The sequence below is a fragment of the Streptomyces sp. CNQ085 genome, assembly GCF_022614595.1.
In the GTDB taxonomy this organism is placed as follows: Bacteria; Actinomycetota; Actinomycetes; order Streptomycetales; family Streptomycetaceae; genus Streptomyces.
The window spans coordinates 1-11,985 of the sequence record NZ_JAJFAU010000150.1 but is presented as its reverse complement, the minus strand read 5'-3'; the positions used below and the strand labels follow the sequence as shown (position 1 = coordinate 11,985).

At 71.1% G+C, this 11,985-nt stretch carries 6 protein-coding genes and 1 pseudogene; 2 read left to right on the top strand and 5 right to left on the bottom strand.

Going from position 1 to position 11,985, the window contains the following annotated elements; genetic code table 11:
* Positions 1–68: 68 nt before the first annotated feature.
* Together LJ221_RS20415 and LJ221_RS20410 are read left to right on the top strand one after the other, a co-directional pair.
* Positions 69–764, top strand: coding sequence for a TetR/AcrR family transcriptional regulator (locus LJ221_RS20415; RefSeq protein ID WP_241718181.1), 696 nt, complete (start codon positions 69–71; stop codon positions 762–764).
* Positions 765–774: 10 nt separating this feature from the next.
* The gene (locus LJ221_RS20410; RefSeq protein WP_241718180.1) at positions 775–1,077 is read left to right on the top strand and encodes a hypothetical protein; all 303 of its coding nucleotides are present in this window, start codon (positions 775–777) and stop codon (positions 1,075–1,077) included.
* Here the strand turns inward: LJ221_RS20410 and pulA are convergent.
* The 5 genes and pseudogenes from pulA to LJ221_RS20385 all read right to left on the bottom strand — a co-directional run.
* Positions 1,064–6,457, bottom strand: coding sequence for a pullulanase-type alpha-1,6-glucosidase (gene pulA, locus LJ221_RS20405; RefSeq protein ID WP_241718179.1), 5,394 nt, complete (start codon positions 6,455–6,457; stop codon positions 1,064–1,066). The genes LJ221_RS20410 and pulA overlap by 14 nt on opposite strands.
* A gap of 155 nt (positions 6,458–6,612) precedes the next feature.
* Positions 6,613–7,986, bottom strand: a pseudogene (locus LJ221_RS20400) (alpha-amylase family protein); the annotation flags it as partial.
* Between the two features lie 360 nt (positions 7,987–8,346).
* Positions 8,347–9,360 (bottom strand): LacI family DNA-binding transcriptional regulator, encoded by a 1,014-nt coding sequence (locus tag LJ221_RS20395; RefSeq protein WP_241718183.1) that lies wholly within the window; start codon positions 9,358–9,360, stop codon positions 8,347–8,349.
* 58 nt (positions 9,361–9,418) lie between these two features.
* A complete protein-coding gene (locus tag LJ221_RS20390) occupies positions 9,419–11,074 on the bottom strand; it encodes a glycoside hydrolase family 13 protein (protein WP_241718178.1) in 1,656 nt (551 codons plus the stop codon).
* A 57-nt stretch (positions 11,075–11,131) separates the two neighbouring features.
* Positions 11,132–11,985: carbohydrate ABC transporter permease (locus LJ221_RS20385; protein ID WP_308314825.1), on the bottom strand; the 854-nt coding region annotated here is incomplete at its 5' end.

Sequence of the window (11,985 nt, the reverse complement as noted above, 5' to 3'; positions counted from 1 at the left end):
CCCCCGCCGGCCGTCTCCGCGCCCGGGCGGGGCGGCCGGCGGTGCGCGGTGATCGTTAGGGTGTTCCCATGACCATCGGGGTACGCCGCAGGATGGGTGTCGAGGAGCGTCGGCAGCAACTGATCGACGTCGCGCTGAGGTTATTCAGCGACCGTCCACCCGAGGAGGTGTCCATCGATGACATCGCCACCGCGGCGGGGATATCCAGACCGCTGGTCTACCACTACTTCCCAGGCAAGTACAGCCTCTACGAGGCAGCGGTACGTCGGGCGGCCGACGAGCTGTCCGCCCGTTTCCACGTACCGTACGAGGGCCCGTTCAGCCTGCGGCTGCTGCTGGTGATGGGTCGTTACTTCGACTTCGCCGAGGAGCACGCGCCGGGCTTCTCCGCGCTGATGCGCGGCGGTTCGGTGCGCAGCGAGGCCATGGTCGAGGAGGTTCGGCAGACCGCCCACGAACAGCTCCTGGCCCATCTGGGACTCACCGACCCCGGGCCCCGGATATCCCTGGTGCTCCGCACCTGGGTCGGTGTCGCCGAGACCACGGCGCTCGGCTGGCTGGCCGACCGCTCGATACCGCGCCGGGAGCTGGAGCGGCAGCTCGTCCACGACCTGCTGGCGCTGGCCGCGGTGACGGCCGCGTTCGACGAGGAGACGGCCGAGGTGCTCCGGCGCGTCGTGGAACAGGAGCCCGCCGACGGCCCGTTCGCGGAGCTGGTGGCCCGGCTGCTGGCACTCGTTCCCGGAAGGGCCGACGCCGGGTAGTTTCGGTGCCGTGACTCATGTGGCCCGTGGACCGGGCGCCATGGCGCGGCGCCTGCGCTCACTCGCGGCCTCGGCGGCGCTGCCCGAGCCGTTGCTGTGGCGCGCCGACGAGCCCGCCGGGCCGGACTGCTGGGAGCGGATACTCCCGCTCCGGGACGCCACCGGGCTGTGGCCCGTACTGCTGGGCGTTCATGTCCGCGGCACCACCGTGGAGGAGGATCTGCTGCCCCCGCCGCGGGGCGGGGCCGTCTGTCGCCGGCCCCGCCCCGATGTCCTTTCCGTCTACCGCCCCGCTCCGGTCACCGCGCGGTGAACACCGCCACCGTGCGCGGCGGCACCGTGAAGGCGCCCTTCCCCCTGTCGAAGGCGGCGCGCCTGACCACCGCGTCGGAGCCCTTCGCCTGAACCGGGTGCAGGTCGTAGGAGGCGCCGGCGAGCGAGGAGACGGTCTGCGTCCGCCGCTCGGGGGTGGCGTTGAGGACGACCACCAGGTCGCGGTCGCCGTCCGCCAGGCGCATGGTGATCACACCCGGGGTCTCCTCCTTCCCCGACAGCGGGAAGGACAGCGTCCGCTGGACCCCGGCCGCCGTGGACTGGCTGAAGACCTCCTCCGTGGAGCGGATCTCCAGCAGGTCGCGGTAGGCGGCGGAGGCGCCCTCGATCTCCCCGCAGGACGGGGAGAGGTCGGCCAGGGTCAGCAGCGGCTTCGCGTACGGCCACTTGTCCTCGTTGTCCCAGGCCGGGGGCAGCCCGCGGCCGAAGCCGTTGCCGGCCTCGCAGTTCCAGTGGACGGCGTTGTACCAGTCGCCGGAGTCGTAGGAGTTGCGGTCCAGCGACTTCGAGCGCAGCAGGTCGCTGCCCGCCTGGCTGAGGGCCGGGCCCTGGGAGAGGGCGGCGGTGGCCATGGCGATCACCTGCATGCGGGCCCGGTCGGCGGACGGGGTGTCCTGGGGCAGCTTGAAGGCCAGGGCGTCATAGAGGGTCTCGTTGTCGTGGGCGTCGGCGTAGGCGAGCGCCTCGCCGGGGGCACCGGCGTATCCGGCCGGTGAACCGTTGTAGTCGACCTGCGAGCCGGTGACCCGCTTGCCGGAGGTGTCGGTGAAGGCGTAGTCGGCGAGGTTGCCGGAGAGCCCGACCTTGATCAGGTCCTGGTAGTGCAGCAGCCGCTGCCTCTGCTCGGCCCGGCTGCCGTTGGCTTTCGAGGAGTTGGGGTCGGTGTACAGGCCGCTGGCGAAGCCCTGGACGCCGGGGTCGGCGTCGAAGGGGCCGCCACCGCGCACCGCGTCGCGGGCCCGGTCGGAGAAGGTGGCGATGCCGGTGCCGGCCATGTTCTTCTGCGTGGCCTGGACGAAGCGTGCGTCGTCGGCGACCTCCCCGAAGTTCCAGCCCTCGCCGTAGAGGACGATGCTCCTGCCGTCGACGCCGTCCTTCTCCACGGTGAGGGCGTCCAGCGCCTCGCGGACGGCCAGGATGTTGGCCTTGGGGTGGTGGCCCATCAGGTCGAAGCGGAAGCCGTCCACCTTGTACTGCCTGGCCCAGGTGACGACGGAGTCGACCGTGAGCTTGCCCATCATGGTGTGCTCGGGCGCGGTGTTGGCGCAGCAGGTGGAGGTGGCCACCGTGCCGTCGGCCAGCAGGCGGTGGTAGTAGCCGGGCACGATGCGGTCCAGCACGGACTGCTCGTCCTGCCCGGCGGCCATGGTGTGGTTGTAGACCACGTCCAGCACGACCCGCAGTCCGGCCCCGTTGAGGCCCTTGACCATCTCGCGGTACTCGACGGTGCGGGCGGTGCCGTCGGCGTCTGTGGCGTACGAGCCCTCGGGCACGGTGTAGTGCAGCGGGTCGTAGCCCCAGTTGTAGGCGTCCTCGTCGCGGACCTTCCCGATGCACTCCTGCTGCTCGCCGGAGTCGGCGGGCAGGGCCGCCAGGTCGCAGGCGGGCTCGGCCCTCCCGGCGGCGCGCTCGGGGATGGAGGCGATGTCGTACGAGGGCAGCAGGTGGACGTGGGAGGTGCCCGCGTCCGCCAGCTTCCTGAGGTGTTCCATGCCGTCGGTCGAGCCATCGGTGAAGGCCAGGTAGCCGCCGCGGTGCTTCTCGCTCACCGTGGGGTCGGCGACGGAGAAGTCGCGGATGTGCAGCTCCTGGATCTGCGCGTCGCGCAGCGGTGTCGGGGCCGGCTTGTCCAGCTTCTTCCAGCCCGGGGGGGCCAGCTTCGGGTCGGACAGGTCGACCACCAGGCTCTTCTTCGAGTCGGTGGTCAGGGCGGTGGAGTAGGGGTCGGTGACCTCGTTGGTGACCACCTTGCCCGCCGAGGGCGCCCAGACCGTCACGTGGTAGCGGTACGGCTTGCCCGCCCAGCTCCGGTTGCCGCGCGCGCTCCACACGCCGGTGGCGGCGTCGCGGCGCATCCGCACGGTGCGGCCGCCCAGTTCGAGGGAGACCTTCTGCGCGGTGGGCGCCCACACCGACAGGGTGGGGCGTCCCTCGCGGTCGAAGACCGGACCGAGCTCGGCCCCGGCCGCCTTCTTGCCGTAGAGGTCGTCCAGCACGCCGGGGATCTGCACTCCGGTCGCCGCCAGCAGCGCGCCCGCGGCGTTGCGCTGGGTGGCGACGACCTGGCCGCGCAGGGCGGTGCGCACCCGGTCGCGGTCGCGGGGATCGACGCGGAAGGCCGGGTAGTCCTTCAGGTGCGGGTACTTCTTCCTCTGGGCGTCGCTCAGCCCGCCGGGCACGGGGTTCAGCCGCAGCCAGCGGCCCTCGTGGGTCAGGGCGCCGTCCTCGACCGCGATGGTGCCGCGGGTGTCGTGGGCGAGCTGCTGACTGGTGGCGTCGGTGGCCTTGACCTTCCAGGCGACGGTGTCCCGGTCGATCCACTGGGCCTCTGACCTGCCCAGGTCCAGGTCGGGTGCGCTGCCGGTGGTGGGCAGCAGGTAGCCGGGGGTGGCGGACAGCTTCCAGACCTCACGGCCGTGGGTGGCGAAGTCCAGCGACTGGTCGGCGTTCTCGTCCTTGGCGTCGCCCTTGTGGATGATGTAGTTCAGCGAGGTCGCGCCCTCGGCGAGCGGCACCTCGAAGGTGACGCCGAAGGCGTCCTCACCCTCCGGCATCAGCGGCTCGGCCCAGTCTGTGGGCTCGGCGGCGCCGGTCCAGGTGTGCAGGCCCCAGCCGTCGTAGTCGCCGTCGGCGCGGTGGTAGTGCAGGACGGCCCTCTTCCCGTCCTGCGGGGGGTAGACGCCCTCGGGCCGCTCGGACAGCGTCTCGTCGCTGTCCTGCCCGACCCACACCTCGCCGGTCCTGGCCAGGTCGATGGTGCGCTCGGGTCCGTCCGCCGTCCCGTCCCCGGTGATGGTGAACGTGACCTCGCCCTCGCCGTCGGCCGGCTTGACCCAGGCGAAGGCGCCGTAGGCGTCGCGGCCGGTGAAGTCGGCGGTGCGGTCGTCGGCGACCAGTTTCCAGCCGTCGTAGTCGCCGTCCGTGCGCTGGTAGTGGACGACGGCCCAGTCCCGCTCGACGGCCGGGGGCTTCTCGGGGAGCGGTGCCTGGCCGGCGGTCGAGGAGGCGGTGTCGGAGGCGGTGCGGCCCCTGGCGTCGACCACGACGGCCTTGTAGCGCAGTGGTGTTCCGGCCCTCACGTCCCGGCCGATGTGCTGGGTGACCTTGTAGGGGGCGTGGTCGGCGGTGCCCAGGGTGCGCCACTTCCCGTCGCCCGTCTGGGCGGCGAAGACGACGCGGTCGAGCTGCCGGCCGTCCCCTCCCCCGACGTTCGCGGTGACCTCGACGGTGCCGGTGGCACCCGCGGCGGGGGCCCTCAGCTCGACGGTGGGCGCGGCGGCGGGGACGGGCAGCGGCCTGGCCGCCTTGAACACCGCGGTGGACAGGGCCGGGACGGTGACGGTCAGCTTCGTGTCCGGGCCGGTGCGCACGGTGGCGTCGCCGCCGTGGATCTGGTGGAACGCGGTCTCCGGCGATCCGGTGGCGATCTCGACGGTGCGGGCCCCGGCGTCGTTGTTGGCGGCGACGAGGTACTCGGTGCGCCGCTCGGCGTCGGTGCGGGTGAAGGCGTACACACCGGGGCCGTCACCGCTGTGCGCGTACCGCTCGGTCTGGACGCCGTCGCGCAGGGCGGGGTGCTTCCGGGTCAGCTCCGACAGGGCGGCGATGGAGCGGTAGAGGGGGTGGGAGGTGTCGTAGGCGTCCTCGGCGTGGGTGCGGTCGGTGCCGATCCGGTCGTTGTCCTCCTCGTCCAGGTAGGAGGGCACCTTGGAGGCGAAGAGGGTCTGGCGGGCGTCCTGGTCGCCGCCGGCGCCGGTGAAGCCCTGCTCGTCGCCGTAGTAGATCACCGGGTTGCCGCGGCTGAGGAACATCAGCTCGTTGGCGAGCTCCGCCCGCTTGAGCAGTTCGGCGTCATCGGCGCCGGGGTTGTCCTGGCGCAGGAAGGTCCCGATGCGGCCCATGTCGTGGTTGCCGGTGAAGGTGACCTGCTCATAGGCGTTGGAGCGGCCGGTGGTGTAGCGGTAGTCCTGGGCGAACAGGTCCGACAGCTTGGCCGCCGGCCCGCCCTGGGATGCGTAGGAACGGGCCGCCTCCTGGAAACCGAAGTCGAGGGTGGCGTCCAGCTTGCCGCGGGTGACGTAGGGGGCCATCTGGGCGGGGTCGGAGGAGTAGACCTCGCCGAACATGAAGAAGTCCTCGCGGCCCTTCTCCGCGGCGTAGGCGTCCAGGGCGGTGGCCCACTGGGTCCAGAACTCCATGTTGACGTGCTTGACCGTGTCGATGCGGAAGCCGTCGATCCGGAAGTCCCTCACCCACCGCTGGTAGATCTTCTTCATGCCCTCGACGACCTCGGGCCGCTCGGTCCACAGGTCGTCCAGGCCGTGGAAGTCGCCGTACCGCGAGCTCTCCCCGGCGAAGGTGGAGTCGCCCCGGTTGTGGTACATCTCCGGGTCGTTGAGCCAGCCGGGGACCTTCAGGTCCTTCTCGGCGGCGGGAACGACCGGGGTGCGGGGGAAGGAGTCCCGGTGGGTCCCCGGGAACTTCCCCCCGGCGGCGTAGTCGGCGTCGTCGAAGGGCCTGCCGTCCTCGGTGAGGTAGGGGAAGGCGCCCTTGGACAGGTAGGAGTAGGACTTCTCCTCGTAGTTCACCACGTCGGCGGTGTGATTGGTGATGACGTCGAAGAAGACCTTCATGCCCTTGTCGTGGGCGGCGTCGATCAGCTTCCGCAGATCGTCGTTGGTGCCGAAGTGCGGGTCCACCTGGGTGAAGTCGGTTATCCAGTAGCCGTGGTAGCCGGCGGAGGTGTTCTCCCCCTCGCCCTGGACCGGCTTGTTCTTGAAGATGGGCGCCATCCAGATGGCGGTGGTGCCCAGGCCCTTGATGTAGTCGAGCTTCTCCGTCAGGCCCTTGAGGTCGCCGCCCTGGTAGAAGCCCTTGTGGGTGGGGTCGTAACCGGTGCTCAGGCGGTCGCCCTTCAGCCCGCCGCGGTTGTTGGAGGGGTCCGCGTCGGCGAAGCGGTCGGGCAGGACGAAGTAGAACTGCTCCCGTGTCAGGTCGTGCCGGGTGGGTTCGGCGGCCAGTTTCGCGTCGGACGGCGGTGGTGGTGCGGCCTTGGCGGGGGCCGCCGCGGTGATGAGCGTCGCCAGGAGCGCGGCCGCGATGCTCACGGCCGCTCCTCTGCGCGCCAGGGAACCTGTCACGGGTCGCTCTCCTCGGGTGCGGTGGTCTGTGCGTGGTGGGGGGACCTGTGGGGGGATCCGGGGCCGCCCGGCCCCGCGGCGGGGAAGCGGGCAGGGCCGGGCGGCCGGCTCTCGGAGCGGTCACGCGCGGCGCCGGGGCGCCGCACGTGCTAGCAGCGGGAGCCGCTGCGCAGGGCTATGGCGGTGCCCGGGGCGAGGGTGGCGGTGAACTGGCCGGCGCCGTTCACCGAGACCCTGGTGCCGTTCTGGATGTTGCAGTAGTTGCCGGAGGACATCGAGGTCTGGAAGGTGCGGGAGATCGGGTGGGACTCGTGGTTGATGGCGACGTATGCCTTGCCGCCACGCCCGAATGCGATGGCGTCGTTGCCGTTGTCCCACCAGTTGACGACGCCCTGGCCGCGCGCCTCGTTGCGGAAGGCCACCATGGAGGAGATCTCGCGCCAGGCGTGCTGGCACTTCCAGCCGTCCTGCCAGCAGGCTTTCACGTGACCGCCGTTGGGCGGGCCGGCGTCGTAGTTGCTCCACTCGTAACCGGAGTGGACGTCCGGGGCGCCGTACGGCCAGGCCAGCATGAAGACGTTGGCCAGGGTGTAGGCGGAGCCGTACTTGTAGTTCATGGTGTCGCCGCCGCGCTCGGTGTCGTGGTTGTCCACGAAGACACCGGACTTGCCGGAGCTCATGTAACCCCAGCCCTCGCCGTAGTTCTTGAGGTAGGCGAGCTTCTCGTCGGTGAAGACCCGCTTGAGGTCCCGGGCGTAGCGGAACTCCTGCACATCGCCGTTGTTGAGGTACTCGGTGGGTGAGACGGCCTCGCCCGCGCCGTGGATCGCCTCCTGCTTCCAGTAGACGCCCGGGTTGTTCAGCCGGGACTTGATCGCCGCCAGGTCGCCGGCGGGCATGTGCTTGGCCGCGTCGATCCGGAAGCCGTCCACGCCGAGCGAGAGCAGGTCGTTCATGTAGGCCGCGATCCGGTCGCGGACATAGGACTCGCCGGTGTCGAGGTCGGCGAGACCCACGAGTTCACAGTTCTGGACGTTGTACCGGTCCTGGTAGTTGGTGATCTGGGACCGGCAGTCGTCCATGTCGGCACCGCTGTAGATGCCGGGGTAGTTGTACTTGGTGTACGACGAGCCGCCGGTACCGGTGCCGCTGCCCGCCGACATGTGGTTGATCACCGTGTCGACGATGACCTTCACGCCTGCGGAGTGGCAGGTGTTGACCATGTTCTGGAACTGCGAGCGGTTGCCGAGGCGTCCTGCGATCTTGTAGCTGACCGGCTGGTAGGAGGTCCACCACTGGCTGCCCTGGATGTGTTCCTGGGGCGGGGAGACCTGGACGAAGCCGTAGCCGGCCGGGCCGAGCCTGCTGGTGCACTCTCGGGCGATCGAGTCGAACTTCCACTCGAAGAGAACAGCGGTGACGTCCTTGGCCCCGGGCGGGGCCGCCTGCGCCGGTCCGGGGACGGCGATGAGGGAGCCTGCCATGCCCGCGACAAGCGCGAGTGTGACGGCTGCGGATCTCCTGGCCACGTTTCCTCCTGTGGGGGAAGCAGATGCGAGTGCCTGCCTGGGGGCAACGCGCCGCGCCCGTGAGGCGGTGGAGCAGTGAATGCTCTTGCTGCAAGAAGACTGAAAGCGCCTGAAAGTCTTCGCGCAGGAGACCGTAGACGCACCCTGGGTGACCGTCAAGACTTTGGACATCTCCGAGAAACACGGCCGTCTCCTCTGTGCAATCTCTTTCGCAAGAGGTTGCACGATGCTACGTTCGACCACACTCCCGGTCCGGTCGGCCGGGGGGCCGGGCACATGGCCCCCACGCGCCCGGCCGGCCGGGCCGGGGTGCGCGTCCCGCCGGCGCCCGGCGCTACGTGTCGGGTTCCGCGCCCGCCCCTACTCCTGCTGCGCCGGCGGGGCCGTCGAGCCGCGCACCACCAGCTCGGGCTGGAAGACGAACTCCGAGTGCTGGACGGGATTCCCCCCGATCTCCTCCAGCAGGGCGTTCACCGCCGCGCTCGCCATGGCCTTGACCGGCTGGCGCACGGTCGTCAGCGGCGGATCGGTGAAGGCGATCAGCTCGGAGTCGTCGAAGCCGACCACCGACAGCTCGCGCGGCACCTCCAGCCCGCGCTGCCGGGCCGCCCGCACCACGCCCAGCGCCATCAGATCGCTGCCGCAGACCACCCCCGTGCAGCCGGCGCTGATCAGCGCGCCCGCCGCGGCGTGGCCGCCCTCCAGGGTGAACAGCGTGTGCTGGACCTGTTCGCGCACCCGTGCCGCGGGCACGCCCTGTTCGATCAGCGCCGCCGTGAACCCCTCCGTCTTCCGCCGCACGGGGACGTACCGGACGGGGCCGACCGCCAGACCGATCCGCAGCGGATCGTGACCCAGGTCCACCAGGTGGCGTACCGCCATCCGTGCCGCCGCCCGGTCGTCGGGCGACACGAAGGGGGCGCTGACGTGCTCGTTGAACCCGTTGATGAGCACGAACGGCACCCCCCTCCCCGACAGCCGCACATAGCGGCCCGGGTCCGCGGTGGTGTCGGCGTGCAGCCCGGAGAGGAAGACGACGCCGTTGACGCCGCGCTCGACCAGCTGCTCGACCAGCTCGTCCTCGGTGGCGCCGCCGGGCATCTGGGTGCACAGCACCGGGGTGTAGCCGTGCCCGGCCAGAACCTGCTCGATGACCTGGGCGAACGCCGGGAAGATGGGATTGGTCAGCTCCGGGATGACCAGCCCGATCAGGCCGGCGCTGCGCTGCCTCAGCCGCACCGGCCGCTCGTACCCCAGCACGTCCAGGGCCGCCAGCACCTTCTGCCGGGTGCCGGCCGCCACGCCCGCCTTGCCGTTGAGCACACGGCTGACCGTGGCCTCGCTGACCGATGCCTGGGCCGCGATGTCGGCCAGACGGGCGGTCCCGGGAGCACCGCCGGGGGGACCGGTGCGGACGCCGTACCGGTCTCGGTCATACCTCCCACCAGACGGTGGTGTCGGCCGGGATCGCCCCGCCCTCGTACTCGCCGCTGGCCAGCAGTGCCCGGCCGGGCACCGCGGACAGTTCCACGGGCCGGTCGGTGGTGTTGGCCGTGCACACGAGGTCGCGGCCGGAGCCGTCGGCCGCACGGCGGCGGAAGGCCAGCACCCCGGCGGGGAAGTCCTCCAGCCACTCCACGCCCTCGCCCGCGCCCAGCGCCGGGTGCTCGCGGCGCACCGCCAGCGCGCTGCGGTACAGCTCCAGCGTGGAGGTGGGGTCGCCGGTCTGCTCCTCGACCGACAGCTCGGCCCACTGCTCGGGCTGGGGCAGCCAGCTGCCGCCGGGGCCGAAGCCGTGGCTGGAACCGGCCCGCGTCCACGGGATGGGGACGCGGCAGCCGTCGCGCAGGCCGTCCTGGCCGTTGTCCTTGAAGAAGGACGGGTCCTGGCGCACCTCGTCGGGCAGGTCGGTGACCTCCGGCAGGCCCAGCTCCTCGCCCTGGTAGACATAGGCAGAGCCGGGCAGCGCCAGCATCAGCAGCGAGGCCGCGCGGGCGCGGGTCAGTCCGCCGCCGAGCCGGGTGCGGTGGCGCACCACGTCGTGATTGGACAGCACCCAGGTGGTGGGGGCGCCGACCGGGCGCATGGAGTCCAGCGACTGGTCGACGACCTCCCGCAGCGCCTCGGCGTTCCACGCGGTGTTCAGGTAGTGGAAGTTGAACGCCTGGTGCAGTTCGTCGGCGCGCAGGTAGAGCGCGGTGCGCTCGGGGCTGGGCGTCCAGGCCTCGGCGACGCCGATGCGCTCGCCGGGGTACTCGTCGAGGATCCGCCGCCAGGACCGGTAGATCTCGTGGACGCCGTCCTGGTCGAAGAAGGGCAGCACCTGGTTGCCCAGCAGCTTCAGCTGCCCGGCCCGGCCCATGTCGGGCAGTCCGGCGGCCTTGACCAGTCCGTGGGCGACGTCGATGCGGAAGCCGTCCACGCCCATGTCCAGCCAGAAGCGCAGCACCGAGCGGAACTCGTCCCGCACGGCCTCGTTCTCCCAGTTGAAGTCGGGCTGCTCGGGGGCGAAAAGGTGCAGGTACCACTCCCCCGGGGCGCCGTCGGGGTTCTCGGTGCGCGTCCAGGCCGGGCCGCCGAAGATGGACTCCCAGTCGTTGGGCGGTTCCTCGCCCTTCGGGCCGCGGCCGGGGCGGAAGTGGTAGCGGTCGCGCAGCGGCGATCCGGGGCCCTCGCGCAGGGCGCGCTGGAACCACTCGTGCTGGTCGGAGGAGTGGTTGGGCACCAGGTCCACGATGATCCGCAGCCCCAGCTGGTGGGCGTCGCGGATCAGCGCGTCGGCGTCGTGCAGATTGCCGAACATCGGGTCGATGGCACGGTAGTCGGCGACGTCGTATCCGGCGTCGGCCTGCGGGGAGGCGTAGAAGGGGCTGAGCCAGACGGCGTCGACGCCCAGGTCTGCCAGGTAGGGCAGTCGCGCGCGGACGCCCGCCAGATCCCCCATGCCGTCGCCGTTCCCGTCGGCGAAGGAGCGGGGGTAGACCTGGTAGATCACCGCGTCGCGCCACCAGCCGGCCGGCTCTCCCGAGGCGTCCGTGCGGATGGCCGGGGCCGTGCCGGTGGCGGGGGCTGATGAGTGCTGGGTCATGTCATCCCTGGTGTCGTGGGTGGGGGACGCGAGGTGCCGGACGGGTGGGGTGGCGGGTCAGGACTTGACGGCGCCGGAGGTCAGGCCGGCGACGAGGTGCCGCTGGGCGATGCCGAAGACGATCGCGGCCGGGACGGCGATGATCACCGCGGCGGCGGTCATCGAGCCCCAGTCGCCGACGTACTGGTTGACGAAGGTCTGCAGGCCGCCGGCGAGGGTGAGGTTCTCCTCGCCGGTCATGAAGGCCGACGCGTAGGCGACCTCGGCCCAGGCCGTCACGAAGCTGTAGAAGCCGGTGACGGCCAGGCCCGGCTTGGCCAGCGGCAGGATCAGCCGCCAGAAGGTGCCGAAGGGGTTGAGGCCGTCCACGCGCCCCGACTCGTCGATGGAGACGGGGATGGTGTCGAAGAAGCCCTTCATCATCCAGGCGCAGAACGGTACCGCGATGGTGAGGTAGGTGATGATCAGCCCGACGGGCTGGTTGAGGAGGCCGAGCCGCGCCATCAGGTTGTACAGCGGCACGATCAGGATCGCCATCGGGAACATCTGCGTGATCAGCAGGGTCCACATCAGCGGGCGCATCCCGGGGAAGCGGAAGCGGCTGACGGCGTAACCGGTGGTGGCGGAGATGAACACGCCGAGCAGCGTGGTCGCCAGCACGACCACCACCGAGTTCCAGAACCAGGTCAGGAAGTAGGTGTCGCCCAGGACGTGGGTGTAGTTCTCCAGCGTGAAGTTCTGCACCAGCGAGGTGGTGAAGGTCTCCGTCCTGGGCTTGAAGGATGTAACCAGCAGCCAGAACGGAGGGAAGACGGCGGCCACGGCCGCGGTCAGCAGGCCCGCGTGCAGGGCGACGGAGGCCAGCGGCCCGCGCTCGCCGCGCCCGCGCGCCTTCCCGGGCCGCCCGCCGC